Consider the following 18,508-nt stretch of genomic DNA (forward strand, 5'->3'; position numbering starts at 1 on the left):
GGTATGGGTCTGCTGGAGTGGGTTCTGGAGCTGCTGCTAAGCCCCCAGGTCTTCGCACCGGTAGTTTTCCCCGGTCTGGTCACAGCCCTCGTAGTCCTCCTGACGATCATCTGGGCCGAGCGGAAGATCGCTGCTAGAGTGCAGATGCGTGTCGGCCCCCTGTACGTTACCAGGCGCTTTGGAGGAGTGCTGCAGATGCTAGCGGACGGCACGAGGTACATGTTCCAGGAGTTCATCATCCCGGAGACTAGCGATAAGGGGTTCTTCGTGTTCGCCCCCGTACTGGCCCTGGCGGCGGCGATTCTACCCTTCGCGTTCATCCCTGCTGCGCCCGGCTTCGCCCCCGTGAAGCACCCATTGGCGGCGCTCGGCGTGCTAGCCTCTCTCTCAGCCGCTCCGCTCGCTGTGCTCCTGATGGGCTGGAGCTCTGGGAACAAGTTCGCGATACAAGGGGCGGTCCGCGAGGCGTTCATGACCCTAGCTTACGAGGCTGTAGTCTTCTTATCTGTGCTGGCGATGGGCATGCTCTACGGCACCTTAGACCTCGAGGAGGCCGTCTACAGGCAGGTTATCCCGGGCTTGCTGCTCAACCCGATCTCAGCGTTCACCTTCTTCGTCGGGATGGTGATGAGCGCTGGTAGGCTGCCCTTCGACATCGTGGAGGGTGAGCAGGAGATAGTTGCTGGCCCCTACGTCGAGTACAGTGGTATTGTGTTCGGTATCGGGATGGGTCTCGCTTACCTCAAGCTCTACGCCTTCTCCCTGCTCTTTTCCATTCTCTACCTCTCCGGGTGGGAGCCCCTCCTGCCAATTTACAGCGTCTACCCGCCGCTCGGGGGGCTCATGCTGTTTGTCAAAGCGTACGCGGTCATGCTCTTCGTCGCTTTCCTAAGGTCGGTTTATGGAAGGTACCGCTTAGACCAGGCGCTGAGGGCGGGGTGGAGGATTTTTCTCCCGCTGGCTCTAGCTTCCGTAATGTTCTCCGCTTTTGTCAAGGTGGTCGTGTATGGGTAACCTCGTTCGATCCTTTGTGGGGCACGTGAGGGCTGTGGCGACGGGTCTCCGCTACCTACTCCTCCCCAACAGGATGACGGTCTACTACCCGGAGAAGCTCATCGAGCTCCCAGAGGGCTACAGGGGTTTGATCCGTTACTACCCCGAGCTGTGCGTGCAGTGCGGGCTTTGTGCGATGGTCTGTCCCGCTGGAGCGATGAAGATGTACGTGAAGAAAGGCGAGAAGAGGGGGAGGCCCGGCGTGAACTACCAGAGGTGCATATTCTGTGGCTTCTGCGCCGACATATGCCCTCAAAACGCGCTCGAGATGACTAAGGTTCACGATGTCGCTTACGAGAAGCTGGAGGACATGATCCTCTCCCCGGAGGAGTTTGCCCGGGAGGTGAGGTCCCCAGCTCTCGAGGAGGGGGCGGTTAAAGTGAAGGTGATTTTTAGCGAGGAGAGGGGGTTGGTGCATGAGCCCGCTTAGCATGTTTGAAGTCTATGTATTGTTGGCAGCCCTGGTATCCCTAGTCTCCGCAGCCCTGGCCGTTAAAGTAAAGGAAGACTTCTACTCCGCCATCCTGCTGGGCCTCACGGGGCTGGGAGTCGCAGCGCTCATAGGGCTTCTCGGCTACACTTTCCTCGCTGTGTTCCACGTGATGGTCTACGTGGGAGCTACGGTGACGTTCGTTGTTTTCGGAGTACTCCTGGTGGGCAGGGGCGCGGGCTTCGAGAAGCGCATGGGCGTGCCGGCTCTCGCGGTGTCAGCTCTCCTGGCGGCAGCTCTCTTCTCGCTCCTGAGCACCTCGAAGCCCACGCGCGTGAATATCGACCTTTCGAGCGCCGCCAGCGCTATTCTCGGCGAGAACGCGGTAGCTCTGACCCTGCTCGCTCTCTCGCTCGCATCTCTTGTAATCGCAGGCATCGCGGTAGCTTCTGAGGAGAGGTGATAGATATGATGGCGGAGATCTACTTCTTAACTTCAGCGCTTCTCGCAGCCGTAGGGGCTTACGGAGCCCTGGTGAGCAGGAGCGCTATTAAGGCTTTAATCTCCCTGGAGATCTTGTTCAACGGCGTGGTGCTCGGCGCTCTCGCGCTCACCTCTTCTTCAGCTTCCCTCGGGGGCTTCATCCTGGTTGTTTTCTCGGTTGTTCTCGGAAGTGTGGAGGTGGGGGTTCTGGTGTCGATTCTCGTCCTCCTCTACAGGAGGTTCAGGAGTGTTGACGTTTACCAGGTTCCCGGTCTAGAGGTGGTGGAGTGATGGGTGAAGTACCGTACCTCTGGTTGAGCGTGCTGTTTCCTCTTGCAGCGGCGCTGCTGACTCTGCTGCTACGCCTCGGTAGGCGCGGGGCAGCGATCCTTAACTCTTCCGCTCTGGGAGCTTCAGCGCTGCTGATCGCCGTATCCTATGCCCTCCACGGAGTGAAGGGCGTCTGGCTCGACCCTCTCCGCTTCACGGTGGACGGGCTCGGCACCTTCGCGCTCGCTATGGACCCGATGGTGTTCCTCGTTGCCTTCTCCGTAGCCGCGACGACCGCGGTTGTGGCGCTCTACAGCGAGCCCTACATGCGCCACAGGTTTGAGGAGCTCAAGCATGAAGGTGTCGAGGCGCCGGGCTGGAGAAGCTACTACTTCCTCTACACGCTCTTCGCGCTAGCGATGCTCGGGACGGTGATGTCCACGAACATTATCGAGTTCTACATCTTCCTCGAGCTCACGCTGATCCCGAGCTTCCTCCTCATCGCGTTCTACGGCTACGGCGACAGGATACGCATAGCCATAATGTACCTGCTCTGGACCCACGTGGGGGCCTTACTCTTCCTTATCGGAGCGCTCGCCGTAGGCTTCCAGAAAGGGTTCGACTTCATCTCCGCGAGCGGGAGCTTCCTGAAAGGGCTCGGCGAAGGGGTGGGAGACTACGCTTTCGCGCTGATGCTGCTCGGTCTCTCGGTGAAGCTCGCCGCCCTAGGAGTCCACATGTGGCTTCCCTACGCTCACGCCGAGGCCCCCACACCCGTCTCGGCGCTGCTTAGCCCCAACCTCATCGGGCTTGGAGCGGCGATGATGTTCAGGATCGTCTACGTCCTCTTCCCCTCGACCTTCCAGGCCTACAGCCCGCTGCTGATGACGTGGGCGCTGGCGACGATAATCTACGGCGGCTTTATGGCGCTGAGCCAGACGGACTTCAAGAGGCTCCTAGCCTACAGCAGTATCTCCCAGATGGGCTACCTGCTCCTCGGCCTCGCTTCAACTTCCGCCTACGGTGTCGCGGGGACGTTCCTGCACTACCTCGTGCACGCGTTCGGGAAGGCTATCCTCTTCGGCGTCGCAGGCATCCTCATCGCGACCTACCACGGGCTCAGGGACATCGCGAAGATGGGCGGCCTCGCGCAGAAGATGCCTTACTCTGCCTCGCTCGCGCTGTTAGGCTTCATGCACATCACCGGCATACCGCCCACAGCGGGGCTCTGGAGCGAGTACCTCATCCTGAGGGGTGCTGTTGAGAAAGCTCTCTCGCTCGGCCAAACGTGGTACGTAGCCGTAGCCGCAGCCCTGGTGGTCGGCGTCGGACTATCCACGGCTTACGCTTTCCTCACCATGAGGAGGGTCTTCTACGGCCCGCTGCGCGTCGAGAACGCGCGCGAGGCTGCAAGGGGCCTCTGGGCGCCGCTAGCAGTGCTGGCCGCTCTGGGGATTCTCTCCTTCATCGCGGCTTCCCCGCTCGTTGACCCGACGGTGAGAGTCATCGCGGCAGTTCTGGGTGGTTAGCTTGGAGGAGCTGCTCATCCTGGCCTGGCTTGCGCCCTACGTGGGAGCGGCGCTGGTGCTGGCGCTCAGCCGGGCGAGCTGGGGTGCGAAGTCCCTGGTGGCCATACTCTCCATTCTCGTCTCCGCTCTAGCGTCCAGCGCCGGCGCTGCCATGGTGGCCTCCGGGCACGAGGTTCACGTGAGCGCTACCTGGATCGAGTCCCTCTCGGTGCGGTTCGGCGTGTTCTTCGACGGGCTCTCCAGCTTAATGGCGCTAGTAGTCTCGTGGTTGAGCTTCCTCATCGCGGTGTACAGCTACGAGTACATGCGCGGCGAGGGCGGCGAAACCAGGTATTGGTTCTTTTTCACCTTCTTCGTGGGCAGTATGATGCTGCTCGTCCTCTCCGACAACCTCCTCGCGATGCTCGTAGGATGGGAGGGGACTGGCTTAGCGAGCTACGCGCTCATCGGGCACTGGTTCTCCGACGAGGAGGAGAGGTGGGTCGGCGACCCGGAGCGCAGGGCCCTTAAGGTGCCCATGTGGTCTGAGCCGAGCCACTCCGGCCTACGAGCTCTTGTTTTCACGCGCGTCGGGGACGTGGGGATGATAGTCGGCATCGCCACTCTGCACACCGTGCTCGGGACCACTCTCCTGCAGCAGCTCGCGGACGGAGCGTGGGCTTCAAAGCTGCTCGCGGCGGGTGTGCTGCCGGCTTTCCTCTGGCTCCTGTTCCTCGGCGCGATGGCTAAGAGCGCTCAGTTCCCGTTCCACGAGTGGCTTGTCACCGCGATGACTGGCCCCACTTCCGTCAGCGCGCTGATCCACGCTGCGACGATGGTGAAAGCCGGTGTCTACTTCCTCCTCCGCTTCACCCCCTTCCTGGTCGCTGCGGCAGGCATCGCCGGAGCTGCGGGCGTGATCCACGGATTCCTGGAGGCGCTCGCCCTGCTAGGCTCCTTCACAGCGTTCATGATGGCCACCATGGCCCTCGTCAGCCGAGAGCTGAAGCTAGTACTCGCGTTCTCCACCGCTAGCCAGCTGGGCTACATGTTCCTCGGAGCCGCCGCGGGCGCGCTCGCCGCGGGCGCGGTCGGCGGCCTGGCAGCCGGCTTCTCTCACCTGCTCAGCCACGCTGTGTTCAAAGCATCACTGTTCCTCGCCGCGGGCGCGGTAATACATGCCGTTCACAGCCGCTTTATCGACGACATGGGGGGCTTAGCCGGCCCCATGCGCCTGACAGCCGCCTCATTCCTGCTTGCCGGGCTGAGCCTCGCTGGCATCCCGCCCTTCATGGGCTTCTGGACGAAGGACGAGGTTATCCACTACGCTAGCGAAGCAGGGCTCTTAGCGCCAACGCTCCTCGCTGTGGTGACTGCTGCCCTGACCGCCTGCTACACTGCTAGGGTATTCTCGAGGGTGTTCCTGGGCGCTGCTCACGCGCACGGGCACGAGCCCGGCCTCGCCATGCTCGCTCCCTACTTTTCTCTAGGCTTCGCCAGCGCTGCGCTCGGCTTAGCGTGGCCCCTCGTATCGCCCCGCCTCGAGGAGGTGCTCCACCACAGCGTCGGCGTCAAGCCAGCGAAGGAGGCGCACACGCTGGCGGCGATCCCGGGAGCTGTCGAGGCGGCTTTAGTACTAGCGCTCGCCGCCTTCTCCGTAACCCTGTACGCCTACGGCTGGGCCGGCATCCACCCCTACCAGCGGGTGAGCAGGAGCAGGATTCTCTCGGGCTTGCACTCCTTCCTCTACGACCGCTGGCTGGTGAACGGCATCTACTACCGGGTAATAGTCGGCGGCTTTAGGCAGCTATCAACAATCCTCTACCGCTTCTTCGACACAGCCTTCATCGATAGGCTCTACCACTCAGCGATCCCGCGCTTCTTCCAGGGAGCGGCCGGCTTCGCTTCGAGAGTCTTAGAGTCAGGCTACGACAGCCTCCTGCACAGGCACCTCGTCAACGCCTTCACAGGCCTCTGGAGAGCTTTCAGGAGCCTCCAGACAGGGAAGGCGCCGCACTACATCGCTCTCATGTGGATTGGAGCCTCCCTTCTCCTCTTAGCTCTAGTCCTGGGGTGGTTTAAGTGAGCTGGTTCCCCGCCCTCGCTATCTCCCTTGCCGCTCCCGCCCTGCTAGCACCTCTGCTCTCCGGCAAGCCCAGGCTCGTGAAAGCTCTCACGCTCCTCGGCGCAGCCTCCGCGCTCGCAATTCACGCTCTTTCACCAGCTTCCTCGTCGGGAGAGCTGAGCCTGGATAGCTTCTCCTACGCTGTCCTGCTGATCGCCCTCCTCGACGCTCTGGTAGCTCTCGCAGGCTTCACCGGTCCCGCATCGGAGTACGCGCAGGCAGCCCCCTTCTACAGCATCGCTCTGCTATCAGCGCTGGGCGTGGCGGGCTTAGCTTACGCTGGAACGCTGCCCGTGCTCCTGGCCTCGTGGGCGCTCTTCTCCGTAGCTTCTTTCGCGCTCTTCGCGTTGGCGAAGGATAAGTTCTCGGCAGCGGGCGCGGTTAAGTACGGGCTGATGAGTGTCGCTTCCTCATCGTTCCTGCTCCTCGCCCTGTCTGCCGCAACCGCGGCTACAGGTAGCCTCGCAATCGAGCCGTCCCGGGCTGGCGGGTATCTCCTCCTCGCCTCTCTAGGGCTGCTGCTAGCCGCTGTGGGCTTCAAGGTGGGAGTCTTCCCGTTCCACGCGTGGCTTCCCGACGCGTACGGGGTCTCGGACCCGCTCCCAGTATCGCTAGTCTCAGCCCTCTCAAAGAGCGCTGCAGTACTCGTGTTCTACAAGCTCTCGCTAGTGGCGGCGGACACGCTAGGGGACTCTTGGCTGCGCCTTGTGGGGCTCGCCGCGCTGCTCACAATGACTTACGGCAACATCGCAGCCCTGCTTCAGAGGAGCCTGCAGGGCCTTCTAGCGTACAGCAGCATCGCCCACGCTGGGTACATTCTCGTGGGGGTAGCCGCTCTCTCCCTCCACGGGCAGGCGAAGAGCCTCGCCGTCGCCGGCCTGCTGCTCCAGCTCCTAGCTTACTCTTTCGGGAAGACAGGGTTATTCCTCGCAGCAAGGCTGCTACGCAGGAGCGGTGCAGCTCCTGTGAGCCTCGAGGAGGTGAAGGGGCTGGGCGCGGCGGATCCCGGGGCCGCTGCTAGCTCCCTTATCCTGCTGCTGAGCCTCATGGGGATGCCGCCCCTGGCGGGCTTCTGGGGTAAGCTCTACCTTTTCCTCTCTGTCGTTGAGAGCGCTCCCTGGCTCACTGCAATCGCTTTAATAAACACAGGGATCGGGGCCGCCTACTACGCGCGCCTAGTTAAGAGCATGTATTTCGAGAGCGGGAAGCCGGCAACCTTGCCCTATAGGAGCACTCGCGCGGCTTTACTCGCGTGTAGTGCTGTTAGCGTCGCGGCAGGCTTCCTGCTGCCCTTCGTGCTGCTGTAAGCTCTCTAGAAAAGGTTTTTCTGCAGTCCCCAAGGGTGTTGGATTTCTTTCAAGCTACTGCGGGAAAAGCTCTTATCACCTCTCCCTCAAAATGAGTCATGCCGCCACGTGCTGAAGAAGAGGAGCCGGAATATCTTACAAGAACTCTCGGGAAGCTTCAAGTAAAGTTTATCGAAGTTGCTTTCCAGAGCCTAGACGGGGAGACGAGATCCAGGTTCTTCAAGGCTGACAGACTGCCAGACCTTCTGGAGGGTTTCCGCGTGGACGGCTACTCCGTAGGCTTCAAGCCTGTCGAGGACTCTGACCTGGTGGTGGTGCCCGATCCCCGCTCGCTGAAAGTTTACTGCCTTGACGGCAGGTGCTTCGGCTTCCTCTCAGGAGACCTCCTCTACGGGGACAAGCCCTTCGCTCACTGCCCCCGCACGCTGCTCCGAGACCTAGCCGCGAAGTTCCCGGGAGAGGTACTGGTGGGGCTCGAGCTTGAGCTCTACCTGCTAGAGGGAGGGAAGCCTGCTGACAGCCGCGGGTACTGGGCCCCAGACGGCCGAGGGATCAGCCTACTGCTCGAAGCCGCCGAGTCCGTGAAGAGCGGTGTTGAAATTCGCTCGCTTCACCACGAAGTAGGGCCCGGCCAGTACGAGGTGCTCACACCTCCCTCTGACCCGCTCACAGCAGCGGATAACGCTGTCTTCCTGAAGCGCCTCATCAAGACAGTTGCCCTCGCGAGAGGCTTCACAGCGACTTTCATGGCTAAACCCTTCAGCGACCTACCGGGAAGCGGCATGCACGTCCACTTGAGCGCCGCGCCTTGGGGCCGCTCTTTCTTCGAGGACGGCGAGCTGAGGGAAGAAGGCGTGCACTTCATCGGCGGCTTGCTTCTCCACGCGAGAACCCTCTCGGCGTTCACTAACCAGACCGTGAACTCGTTCAAGCGGCTTGTGCCGGGGATGGAGGCGCCCGTGTTCCTCACCTGGGGCTTCGGGAACAGGTCCACGCTCGTCAGAATCCCGAGATCGCGCGGGCGGGCTGCCGGCACGGTAGAGTACAGGCTACCGGACGCTTCGGGGAACATATACCTGGCCGTCGCCGCGACCTTGCTCGCCGGCCTGCGCGGCTTGGAGGAGCGCGCTGACCCTGGCCCGCCGCTACCGGTTAACGCGTACACTTCTGGAGAGCTGGCGCGCGTACCCTCGAGCTTGGGTGAGGCTCTGGAGGAGCTGGGCGCTGCCCGCTCTCTAGGCGTGCTGCCTGAGAGCTTTCTCGAAGCTTACACTGCGGTAAAGAGAAGAGAGTGGGGCGACTACTTGAAGCTCTGCGGGGGGTCGTGCAGCGGAGTGACACACTGGGAGCTAGAGAAATACGTGAGCCGCTGAGCCTGAGCCCCGCAGAGCTACAGGTACTTCACAGCGTCGAAGTACTTTTCCATGTAGCGCCGGTTTGTTTCGTCACCCCCAGGTACGTTAGAGCTCATCCAGACTTCCGGCTTCACCCCCCTGCTGAGAAGTATCTCGGCTGCTCTGGCAACCAGCGCTTGCAGGATAAACGCGTTGACGATCGTGGAGACGGGAGCTATCTTCTGCTCCAGCCCCTCGAGCTTCAAGACTGCATCACCAGCCGGAACCTTGTTATCTATGACGACGTCCGCCAGCTCGTAGAGCCGCTTCCCGAGCGGGTTAGCCGGCGGGACGCTGCGGCTATACTCCACCGACGTGACCGCGATAACTTTCATCCCCCTTTCTCTCGCTTCCTTAGCCATCTCCACAGGGACCGCGTTTTTCCCCGAGTTCGACACCACGATCAGAGCCGAGTTCGGGTAGATCCTTAGGGAGTCCAGCAGGACTTTCGCGTAGCCTGGCGTCCTCTCGAGAAGCGTGCTCTTGACTGCTCCGTTCATCCCGGAGACGCTGAGGTCGAGTATCGGGTAGACGCGGACAAGCCCCCCAGCCCGGTAGAACATCTCCATCGCCATCGTCATCGAGTGCCCTGTCCCGAAAACGTAGACGAAGCCGCCTTTCGCGAGGCACTCCGCTACGACCTCTGCAGCTTTCTCAATGTTCTTCTCCTCTGTGAAAGTTACTCGCTCAAGAAGCCTAGCCACCTCTATGTAGAACCGGCCGATAGCATTATCCTTCATACGCTCCTCTTAGCGGTTGAGAGTAATAAAGAGTTAGCGTTGCGCGGAAGACTGCGGGCTAAACCTTATTCTTGAGTGTTGTGCCACTACCTTTTTAGGAGAGAGAAGGGGGTGCTGGGTACGTGAAGTCTCTTCGACTAAAGGTTGCTAACCGCAGCGGCCTTCACGCGAGGCCTGCAGCGATGTTCGTCCAGACGGCGAGGAAGTTTTCCTCAAAGATCCTCGTGAAGAAAGGCGGGAAAGCCGCCGACTCGAAGAACATTCTCCAGGTTCTCTCTCTAGGGGTGGACATGGGTGACGAGATAGAGCTCGTCGTTGAGGGGTCTGACGAGGACCAGGCGCTCGAAGAGCTGAGAAAGCTTATCGAGGAGGTTCTCCCAAGCGTCGACAAGTAGCTATTCGAGAACTCTCGCGCCAACGCTCTCCAGGTACTTTCTGCTCCACGCTCTCACTTCACTTGAGGTAGCTGCGCGCTCCACAAGTTCTCGAACCTGCTCTGAGACTTCCGACATCTTTACGCGCCTGATAACGTACTTCACTCTGCCGACGAACGCTGGAGCAACGCTGAGCACTTCAACCCCCAAGCCTAGAAGTACAGGCACAGCTAAACCCCTGCTAGCCATTTCTCCGCAAACCTCCACCTCCGCTTTACCCTTCACCCGCTCCGCCGCGTAGCGGATGAGGCGGAGGACCGCGGGGTTCATCTCGTCGTAGATACTGCTGACTCGAGGGTTCCCCCTATCCGCCGCCAGAACGTACTGGGTCAAATCGTTGGTTCCGAAGCTGATGAAGCTCAGCCCCCCCTTCTCGACGATCTCCCTCGCCAGCAGAGCCGCAGAGGGGACCTCAACCATCACGCCGAGCTTCGGGAGCCTGTAGGCTGCTCCAAGGCTCTCCAGGCTCTCAGCCTCCTCGGCCACCGCGCTGGTGAGCTCCTCCACCTCCTCTACGGAAGTAATCATCGGAAACATCAAGCGAATGTCGCCGTGCACTGCCGCGCGCAGCACAGCGCGGATCAGCGGCTTCAGGAGCCTATCGCGGTGCGCGAGCAGGAGCCTAGCCCCGCGGACGCCGAGCTGAGGGTTAGGCTCGCCCGGAAGCTCGAGGAACCTAACCGGCTTATCACCCCCGATGTCCGGTGCTCTGACTGTGAGCGGCCCCCCACCTAGGAGCTCGAGGCCGCGCCGGAATAGCTCGTAGAGCTCGTCCTCGCTGGGCGCTTCCAGCTTAGCCATGTACGCGAACTCGACTCTAAAGAGGCCTACGCCGCCACAGCCGTACGAAGCTGCAGCGCGCAGGTCTTCCACGCTTCCAGCGTTGCACGCAACCCAGACTCTCACGCCGTCCGCGGTGACCGGCTCGAGTAGAGCTTCAGCCGAGTATGCTTTCGCGAGCTCGCGCAGCTCGGCAGCTACCGCCTCGTAGCGGCTCTTCTCCTCTAGCGGCGGCTCCACGATAAGGTACCCGTTGACCGCGTCCAGTACAGCATCGGCACCGTCTTTGAGGAGCGCGGGATCTACGCTGCTCGCGATCACGTAGGGTACTCCGCGGAGCCTGGCTAGGATCGAGACGTGCGACGTAGGCCCCCCTGACCGCGTGACTAGCCCGGCGATACCTGCTTCGCTCGCTTCAAGGAACTCGATAGGGTCCATCTCCTCGGCCACCAGTACGCGCCCGCGGAAGCTTAGCTGAATTGTAGAGCAGCCGCTCAGCACAGCGACGAGCCTGCGTGCGAGGTCCCTCAAGTCCTGCGCTCTGAGCGCGAAGAGCTCGCCCCCGCTGGCGAGGAGAGAGGAGTACTTTTCGTAAACCTGCTTTACTGCCCACTCCGCGCAGGTGAGCTCGGAGCGAACCTTCTCCTGAGCCTCCTGGACGAGCGAGTCTAGCATCAGGATCTGGGCTTCAACTATCTCTCGCTCTTCTCTCGGAAGCATCGAGGAGATCTCCTCCAGCTTTCTCCTGAGCTGAGAGCCAGCTTCAGACAGGCGGAGAACCTCCTGCTCAGCATCCTCTACGCTCCGCCTCTCCACGGCTTCTAAAGCGCTTTCCCGCCTAAGCACCAGCAGAGGGCCTGACGCGACACCCGGCGAGACCACTACGCCTTTGAATTTCAGCATGGGCAAGTGCCCCCAAGGGCTTAGCGCGCGCCGAATATCACTTTTTCCGAATACGTATTCGGAATGCGAAACCGATATCTCGAGCTTAGCAGAGGTAAGGACTGGGTGACCAGCTATTAGAGTAGTCTACAGAAACTGCAGGCTGCTGACACCCGCCGAGGACCTTGGGGTCAGGGACATCGCGGTCGAGAACGGCCTCGTGGTGGCCGTCGGGAAAGGTCTCCGCGGAGATAAGGTTGTGGACTGCGAGGGCTTAACCGCTTCGCCGGGCTTCATCGACACGCACATCCACGGCTACAAGGGAGTGGACTTCACCGAGGCGGACGCTGACGGTATCCTTAGAGTCGCCGGCGAGCTGGTGAAGCACGGTGTGACTTCCTTCCTGGCTTCCACGGTCGCCGCCCCCCGGGAAGCTCTCCTGCGAGCTTGCTCAGCCGTCAAGGAGGCTGCTTCTCGCTGGAGGCCGGAGCTGGGCGCGAGAATCCTCGGGATCCACCTAGAGGGGCCTTTCCTCAACCCTAAGTGGAGGGGGGCGATGAACGAGGCCTTCTTCCGGAAGCCTTCTCTCGAGGAGCTCAGCGAGTACGTTAGAGCGTCGGGCGGGCTGGTCCGCCAGGTGACAGTCGCGCCCGAGCTCGAGGGAGCGCTCGACTTCATCAGGGAGGTTGCAGGCTGGGGTATCGCGGTGAGCCTCGGGCACAGCGATGCAACTTACGAGCAGGCAGTGGCAGCCGTGGAGGCTGGAGCCAGGAAGGCGAACCACATCTTTAATGGGATGCGGGGCTTCCACCACCGGGAGCCCGGTCTGGCCTTCGCCCTGCTGGAGAGGCCGGAGGTGTTTGTCGAGGCGATAGTGGATTTCGTGCACTTGCACCCGGCCACCGTGAGGCTAGTTGTCGACCGTGCCGGTTCAGGAAGAGTAGTGCTCGTGACCGATGCCGTGCAGGCTGCGGGGCTCCCGGACGGCGAGTACACGCTGGGAGGGCTCAGGATCGTCGTTAAAGGAGGTGTGTCGAAGCTTGCCGATAGGGACACTATCGCTGGGAGCACTCTGACGATGGACACAGCAGTGCGTAACTTGGTTAAGCTCGGGTACGGCTTGAGGGATGTGCTGACCATGGCTAGTCTAACGCCCGCTAGGAGCGTGCTAGCGGTCGGGAGGGACAGGGTCGGCGCTCTCGAGCCCGGCTTCAGAGCGGATTTCGTGCTTCTCGACGAGGAGCTGAGAGTCGAAAAAACTATCGTGAACGGCGAGGTTGTGTACGGAGCGTAGGTGAGCCCGGTGGGCGGGATATTCGCGGCGGTTTCGAGAACTGGAGGCAACGCGTTCCCCCCCGTTATCCGCGGCCTCGCGAGGCTGAGGCACCGAGGCTACGACAGCGCGGGTTTCGCCGCGCTCAGAGGCGGCTTCCTCGAAGTGTACAAGGATGTGGGAAGCCTCGAAGAAGTTGCGGAGAAGTTCAACCTGGAGTCTATCACGAGCCCTGTAGTGCTCGGCCACACCAGGTACGCTACTCACGGCAGACCCACCAGGGAGAATGCGCACCCGCACCTGGACTGCAGGTCCTCGGTAGCGGTGGTCGGCGACGGCTCGATCGGGGGCTACGAGAAGCTGAAGGACAGCCTGCTCATGAGGGGGCACAGGCTAGTTTCCCGCTGCGACTTCGAGCTGCCTGCTCACCTGCTGGAGGAGGAGCTCGAGAAAGGGGTCGCTGCCGCCGAAGCGCTATCTCGAGTGGCGGAGCAGCTTGAGGGGTTCTACGCGGTAGCAGCTCTCTTCAGGGACGAGGGTTGCATTGCAGCTACGAGCACGCACACGCCTCTCTACCTGGGCTTGTCGCGAGACTACTACCTGCTATCCTCTACGGAGGCTGCCCTGCTAGATCTCGCAGAGGAGGTAGTTGAGGTTCTTCCAGGAGAGGTTGTGAGAGTAGCGGCTGAAGGCTTCTCCATCTACACCCGCCAGCGCAGCCCAGTGAACAGGGAGGCGAGAACCCTCTCGGTCGACCCGAGGCTCGCGGATAGGGAGGGGTTCCCGCACCACATGCTGCGAGAGATATACGAGGTGCCCTACGCGCTTCTCAGGACCCTTTACACCATCCAGGCGAAGTACCTCCAGCTGTCCTCTCGCCTCATCACGGGTGCAGATAGGATCTACATTATCGCGAACGGGACCAGCCTCCACGCGGGGCTCGTTGCGGGCTACTACCTCTCCGAGCTCGCAGGCATAAGCCCTGTAGTAGTCAGCGCAGCCGAGTTCCCGCTCTACTACGTCGAGAACGTGGGCCCAGGTAGCCTCGTGATCGCGATATCCCAGTCTGGGGAGACGGGCGACGTGCTCAGCTCACTTTACGAGGCGAAGCTACGGGGAGCTACCATCCTCGGAGTAACGAACTACGTTGGTTCGAGGCTAGCCCGCCTCTCCAACGTTTACCTGCCTATAGGCGCGGGCCCCGAAATCGCGGTGCCAGCGACGAAAACTTTCACCTCCACGCTCCTCCTCCTCTACCTATCCTCCCTGCAGGCTGGCAGAGACTTGGGTAAAGTTTCCCAGGACGAGCACTCCCGGGCTGTAGCGGCAGTGAAAACCCTCGCGCAGAGTCTTGCGGCGGGGCTCCCCCAGCTCGACCGCCAGGCGACGCGGGCGGCTGCCCAGGTGGCGGCTTGCAGAGGCGGGTATGTGGTTTCGCGAGGAATCACCTACCCGCTCGCCCTTGAAGGAGCTCTAAAGCTCAAGGAGGCGGCGTACTTCCACGCTGAAGGGGTTGAGGCGGGCGAGTTCAAGCACGGCCCCTTCGTACTCGTCGAGAAAGGTTTCTTCGCTGGCTTCATCGTCCCCGTGGAGAAAGTAGCCGCCGAGGCAACCTACCCGCTCATCACCGCAGCAGCAGAGTCAGGAGCCACAGTGGTCACAGCAGGCTTTGAGGGAGACGAGAAGCTCGCCGAAGCAGGTGAAGCGGGCGCGGCAGTGCTCACCACGGTGAGGACCGAGCGGCACCTTGCACCGATCTCGCTCGCAGTCCCCCTGCAGCTCTTCGCGTACAGGCTCGGAGAAAAGCTGGGAAGACCCATCGACGCGCCAAGGTACTTGACGAAAGCGGTACTGAGGTGACTCCGCGCTGGAAACTACCAGGGAAGCTGCTCCTAAGCCTGCCCAGCTACCTGAAGCTCTTCAACCTGCCTAGTTATCTTTTCAATCACACTTCTCTGGAGGTGGTACATCTCGGCGAATATGGCAGCTGGGCCACGCATCGGCGCGTAGCCAGTCAGCGGATCTATTAGCTGAGCATTGGAAAGATCCCGTAAATTCTCCAGAAAGCTTTCCTTAACTATCCTAGAGGAGAAGACGCTTCCCACGCCCCCGATAATCATTCTCCTCTCCCGCTGCCCTATTTTCCTGTGCACAGCCTTAGCCATGAGCGCAAGCTCTCGTCCTCCCTCTTCAAGAATCGTGCGGGCTACAGGATCTCCTTGTTCAGCAGCTTCGCTGACAAGCTTCGCTATTTTCCCCAGCTCTCCCACATCTCGGGCAGCTATCGCGTATATCGCGTCAATAAGCAGGCGCGGCTCTTCTACACTGAAAAACCTGAGCACTTTCTCAGCTATGAGGGTGCGCTCTCCCCTCCCGTCTAGAGATTTGTAGCAGACGCTTAAAGCTCGCATAGCAATCCAGACTGAGCTACCTTCATCTCCCCCGAACCAGCCCCACCCTCCTGCTCTTGCCTCCTCTCCTGTAGAGTTCCTGCCAAAAGCTATCGAGCCTGTTCCCGCGATCACAGCTATTCCAGGATCCCCCAGCGTGACAGCGTAATAGGCAGTAACGAAGTCGGGAACGAGCACTAAGCGGCTCCTGAAAAGCCTATCCTCTCTAAGCCTTCGGGCGAAGTACTCCTTATCTCTCTCAGTATCGAGGTCGGGTAAGCCGAGGATGGCCCCCTCAAGGTCTTCTAGGCTAATACGGCTATTTCTCACAGCTCGCTGTAGTGAGGCGACAAGGTTCTCGTAAGCTTTCTCAAACCCTACTGTCGACCACCCCGTCGAACCACCGACGTGGTATCCGTGAATGTTCCCCTGCTCGTCCACAACCACACTCAGAGTCTTGGTTTTACCCCCTTCAACTAACAGCACGTACACTTCTTCTCCACCAGCATGTATTTAGCTGTTAAAGAGCCTTTTAAGAATACCAGGGTGAGGACATGGTTAAAGTATATGTGAAAAATGTCTCAAAGCTTTACGGCAAGAATTACGCGCTTAGAAGCGTGAATCTCCACGCTGATGACGGTGCGCTAGTTTGCGTTTTAGGCCCCAGCGGCTCCGGGAAGTCTACATTGCTGAAAATAGTCGCGGGGCTCCTGTACCCGGATGAAGGGGAAGTATACTTTGACGATGATAATGTTACTAACGTGCCTGTTTGGAAGAGAAATGTAGGTCTTGTATTCCAGAACATCGCTCTGTTTCCACACCTCTCTGTTTATGAGAACATAGCGTTTGGAGCTAAGCTCAGGAAGATGCCGAAAGCCGAGATAGATGCTAAAGTGAAGGAGTTACTTAAGCTCGTAAAGCTTGAAGGGTACGAGAGGAGAAAGCCTAGTGAGCTGAGCGGGGGTGAGGCTCAGCGCGTGGCAATTGCTAGAACTTTGATGACAAACCCGCGCGTGCTCTTATTCGACGAGCCTCTCGGCCATCTGGATGCTAAGCTTAGAGAAGAACTCAAGTTTGAAATACGGAGAATCGTCAAGGAGACCGGTAAAACTTCGCTATATGTGACCCATGATCAAAGTGAAGCCTTCGCGATAGCTGACTACATATACGTGATCAACAGAGGCGTGATAGAGCAGGGTGGGACGCCGCTTGAGTTATACGAGAAACCGGTCTCCCCCTTCATAGCGGAGTTTATAGGCAGTATGAACTTCCTTCGAGGAGAAGTTTACGAAATCGATCCTGTAAGCCGTACGGCAAAAGTTTCCGCTGGCGGCTTAACTCTCTTCTCACCTGCTCGAGAAGATTTAAAGCCGGGTGACAGAGTGCTTCTCGGAGTTCGCCCGGACGATATAAAGATCGTTACGAGTGCTGAAGAGGATAAGCTTAAAGCGGAAGAACCTGCTGCAAATACTATCCCCGGCATGCTCTATAGGAAGATTTTCGTCGGTCAGTACCTCAGGCTCGAAGTTGACATTGGAGGTGAGCTAATGAAAGTGGATGCTTATGGAGATGCAAAGTATAATTACTCAAAGATAAACCCTGGAAGTAAAGTTTATCTAGTCTTCACGAAATCTATTCTTTTTAAGCTTTAGAAAATATGATTTCAAGGTCAAATGGGCTGAGGATAGCTTTTGGAACATCAATCTGGTAGCACCTATACCCTGGTGGAGCGTAGATACAGGTACTGAAAGCGAGTTCTTCACCGGCAGCTGAGGCTGAGACAACAGAGAGTTTCTCGGGTACAATCACGTAGATGTGCGGCTTATCGAGAAAACCAAGCGTTAGCTTCAGGATTTTTCTTCCTTCGAGAGTCTCCTTTATGCTAGCAGTCCCTGATATCGCGATGCTGCTCCCCTTAGCTGAGAGAGGGATTTCCGTCACATTAACGATGATGTAATCATCAGCTGGCTTCACAAGAATGACATCCTCAAGTTCTTTCTGGAAGTTCTGCGGGCCAAGCCCTCTGAGAGGCCACCAAACTCCTTGTCTGAGCGTTACGCTGCTCACGTAGAGTTGAAGATTAAGATAGTCCTGCAGAAGCATAAAACCCTCAAGCTTAGGAGCGAAGAAGGGTCTAGATGACAGCTTGTAGGGTATACCTACTTCCCAGATCCACACTCTGAGGCTGCCGTTCTCGCCCCTTACCTCTAGTATAGCACCGTTGCTGTATATGGTTGGTTGGCTTAATCCAATAACGGCGTAAAAAGGTACTTCGAGAAGCAACGTTTCTCCTCTGGAAACTAGCACCCTGCCGCTTGCCAGTCCTTGTACCTTTGTCTCTTTAACCGATACAATGAATTCCACTGCTTTCTCCGTGGAGCGCCTCTCTACAACTGTGAATAGCGAAGAGGGCTCTATGCGTACGCTGAACCCGCTTTCGCCCATTCCGATAATTTTCACAGTAAAGACGTCGCCGAGGTTAAGGTAGCTGGTGTTAGATAGGACCATAGCAGCTAGGATGCTTCCCGAAGAGTAACTCGAAGGAGGGTGGACTCTGTGGAGCGAGTAGAAGAGGATAGCCACTATTCCAAGTGCGAGAAACGCTGAAATCGCTATTGCAGTACGTATCTGCCTGTTCAAATAGCGAAACCCCCGCGGTACCTAGCCCCTATTGTCTTAAGATAGAGGAGCACGACGATGAAAGTAGTCAGCTGTAGTACGCTAGCTTCTGCGGCGACTCTTCCGAGTAAGCCCCACCACCGAATATCAGAGTAGAGCTTAACGGCTAGCAAGTCTATAGCACCTCCTGTGAGAAACAGAGGCAGGAGATAGTTGTTAATGCACCAGACAAAGGTGAGAACGAACCCGCTAAATATGCCCGGGCCTATAAGAGGGAGTGTCACTCTCAGTGTAGCCTGCAGTGGAGTGGCACCCAGGCTTTTAGCAACGTCTTCGTACACAGGATCAAGCGTTTTAAGTGAAGCAAAGAGCGGTAAGAGCATCATCGGGTAGCTTGTCGACGCGAGACCCAGAACCGTGCCTAGGTATGTGCCGAAAAGGCCATAATACTTAATGTAGACGCTAGAGAGACCTACACCAGCTACAACGTCCGGTGTAAACATTGGGGCAACTATCAGAGCTGCAACCAGCTTCTTGAACTTAAACTCGTACCTTGAGAGCACGTACGCTGCGGGAAATGCTATCAGGAAATCGAAGACCGATACTAGGAGCCCGACGGCGATGCTGTTTAACAGCGCTCTCCAGTAAGCTGGTGTTATCTCGTTGTAGAACTTTAACCCAACGAAGTATGTTCCCTCATATGTTCTGTAAGTAATTGACCTATAGAAGATGAAGATGAATGGCGCTAATATAGCAAAAAACACTATTATTACAAGATATATGTATTTGAGACTTGTAGTTAGCGCAGATGGCATATACA

The 18,508-nt window shown here is 58.8% G+C and carries 17 protein-coding genes; 12 read left to right on the forward strand and 5 right to left on the reverse strand.

Features of this window, described 5'->3' with window-relative positions; genetic code table 11:
* The first annotated feature begins 3 nt into the window (after positions 1 to 3).
* From nuoH to QXU72_07860, 8 genes are all read left to right on the forward strand, one after another.
* A complete protein-coding gene (nuoH, locus tag QXU72_07825; protein MEM0495149.1) occupies positions 4 to 1,014 on the forward strand; it encodes an NADH-quinone oxidoreductase subunit NuoH in 1,011 nt (336 codons plus the stop codon).
* Positions 1,007 to 1,483 (forward strand): NADH-quinone oxidoreductase subunit I, encoded by a 477-nt coding sequence (locus QXU72_07830; protein ID MEM0495150.1) that lies wholly within the window; start codon positions 1,007 to 1,009, stop codon positions 1,481 to 1,483. Before nuoH ends, QXU72_07830 begins: the two co-directional genes overlap by 8 nt.
* Positions 1,470 to 1,946 (forward strand): NADH-quinone oxidoreductase subunit J, encoded by a 477-nt coding sequence (locus tag QXU72_07835; GenBank protein ID MEM0495151.1) that lies wholly within the window; start codon positions 1,470 to 1,472, stop codon positions 1,944 to 1,946. Before QXU72_07830 ends, QXU72_07835 begins: the two co-directional genes overlap by 14 nt.
* A gap of 5 nt (positions 1,947 to 1,951) precedes the next feature.
* Complete coding sequence (gene nuoK, locus QXU72_07840; GenBank protein ID MEM0495152.1) at positions 1,952 to 2,257, forward strand: NADH-quinone oxidoreductase subunit NuoK; 306 nt, start codon at positions 1,952 to 1,954, stop codon at positions 2,255 to 2,257.
* Positions 2,257 to 3,765: a complex I subunit 5 family protein gene (locus tag QXU72_07845; protein ID MEM0495153.1), complete on the forward strand. Its 1,509-nt coding sequence runs from the start codon at positions 2,257 to 2,259 to the stop codon at positions 3,763 to 3,765. Before nuoK ends, QXU72_07845 begins: the two co-directional genes overlap by 1 nt.
* A gap of 1 nt (position 3,766) precedes the next feature.
* Positions 3,767 to 5,830: an NADH-quinone oxidoreductase subunit L gene (locus QXU72_07850; GenBank protein MEM0495154.1), complete on the forward strand. Its 2,064-nt coding sequence runs from the start codon at positions 3,767 to 3,769 to the stop codon at positions 5,828 to 5,830.
* The gene (locus QXU72_07855; protein MEM0495155.1) at positions 5,827 to 7,176 is read left to right on the forward strand and encodes a proton-conducting transporter membrane subunit; all 1,350 of its coding nucleotides are present in this window, start codon (positions 5,827 to 5,829) and stop codon (positions 7,174 to 7,176) included. The genes QXU72_07850 and QXU72_07855 overlap by 4 nt, the downstream gene beginning before the upstream one ends.
* A gap of 98 nt (positions 7,177 to 7,274) precedes the next feature.
* A complete protein-coding gene (locus QXU72_07860) occupies positions 7,275 to 8,549 on the forward strand; it encodes a glutamine synthetase family protein (protein ID MEM0495156.1) in 1,275 nt (424 codons plus the stop codon).
* Positions 8,550 to 8,566: 17 nt separating this feature from the next.
* On the opposite strand, the gene QXU72_07865 is transcribed toward QXU72_07860, so the two are convergent.
* Complete coding sequence (locus tag QXU72_07865) at positions 8,567 to 9,310, reverse strand: SIS domain-containing protein (protein MEM0495157.1); 744 nt, start codon at positions 9,308 to 9,310, stop codon at positions 8,567 to 8,569.
* Positions 9,311 to 9,432: 122 nt separating this feature from the next.
* On the opposite strand from QXU72_07865, the gene QXU72_07870 reads away from it, so the two are divergent.
* Positions 9,433 to 9,705 (forward strand): HPr family phosphocarrier protein, encoded by a 273-nt coding sequence (locus QXU72_07870; GenBank protein MEM0495158.1) that lies wholly within the window; start codon positions 9,433 to 9,435, stop codon positions 9,703 to 9,705.
* On the opposite strand, the gene ptsP is transcribed toward QXU72_07870, so the two are convergent.
* On the reverse strand, positions 9,706 to 11,427 hold the full coding sequence (gene ptsP, locus QXU72_07875; protein ID MEM0495159.1) for a phosphoenolpyruvate--protein phosphotransferase: 1,722 nt from the start codon (positions 11,425 to 11,427) through the stop codon (positions 9,706 to 9,708).
* A gap of 142 nt (positions 11,428 to 11,569) precedes the next feature.
* On the opposite strand from ptsP, the gene nagA reads away from it, so the two are divergent.
* Together nagA and glmS are read left to right on the forward strand one after the other, a co-directional pair.
* Positions 11,570 to 12,700 (forward strand): N-acetylglucosamine-6-phosphate deacetylase, encoded by a 1,131-nt coding sequence (gene nagA / locus QXU72_07880; protein MEM0495160.1) that lies wholly within the window; start codon positions 11,570 to 11,572, stop codon positions 12,698 to 12,700.
* A gap of 9 nt (positions 12,701 to 12,709) precedes the next feature.
* On the forward strand, positions 12,710 to 14,539 hold the full coding sequence (glmS, locus tag QXU72_07885; GenBank protein ID MEM0495161.1) for a glutamine--fructose-6-phosphate transaminase (isomerizing): 1,830 nt from the start codon (positions 12,710 to 12,712) through the stop codon (positions 14,537 to 14,539).
* 32 nt (positions 14,540 to 14,571) lie between these two features.
* Here glmS and QXU72_07890 read toward each other — a convergent pair whose 3' ends face one another.
* Positions 14,572 to 15,561 carry a BadF/BadG/BcrA/BcrD ATPase family protein gene (locus tag QXU72_07890; GenBank protein MEM0495162.1) on the reverse strand — a complete coding sequence of 330 codons (990 nt, stop codon included), beginning with the start codon at positions 15,559 to 15,561 and terminating at the stop codon, positions 14,572 to 14,574.
* A gap of 62 nt (positions 15,562 to 15,623) precedes the next feature.
* Here QXU72_07890 and QXU72_07895 point away from each other — a divergent pair, with 62 nt between their 5' ends.
* Entirely contained in the window at positions 15,624 to 16,721 is a 1,098-nt protein-coding gene (locus QXU72_07895) for an ABC transporter ATP-binding protein (protein ID MEM0495163.1), read from the forward strand.
* On the opposite strand, the gene QXU72_07900 is transcribed toward QXU72_07895, so the two are convergent.
* Both QXU72_07900 and QXU72_07905 read right to left on the reverse strand, forming a co-directional pair.
* Positions 16,711 to 17,709, reverse strand: coding sequence for a hypothetical protein (locus QXU72_07900; protein MEM0495164.1), 999 nt, complete (start codon positions 17,707 to 17,709; stop codon positions 16,711 to 16,713). The two genes, QXU72_07895 and QXU72_07900, sit on opposite strands and share 11 nt — an antisense overlap.
* Positions 17,706 to 18,452 (reverse strand): ABC transporter permease subunit, encoded by a 747-nt coding sequence (locus QXU72_07905; protein ID MEM0495165.1) that lies wholly within the window; start codon positions 18,450 to 18,452, stop codon positions 17,706 to 17,708. Before QXU72_07905 ends, QXU72_07900 begins: the two co-directional genes overlap by 4 nt.
* Positions 18,453 to 18,508: the final 56 nt, after the last annotated feature.

Source organism: Thermofilum sp., from assembly GCA_038741495.1.
Taxonomy (GTDB): domain Archaea; phylum Thermoproteota; class Thermoprotei; order Thermofilales; family Thermofilaceae; genus Thermofilum.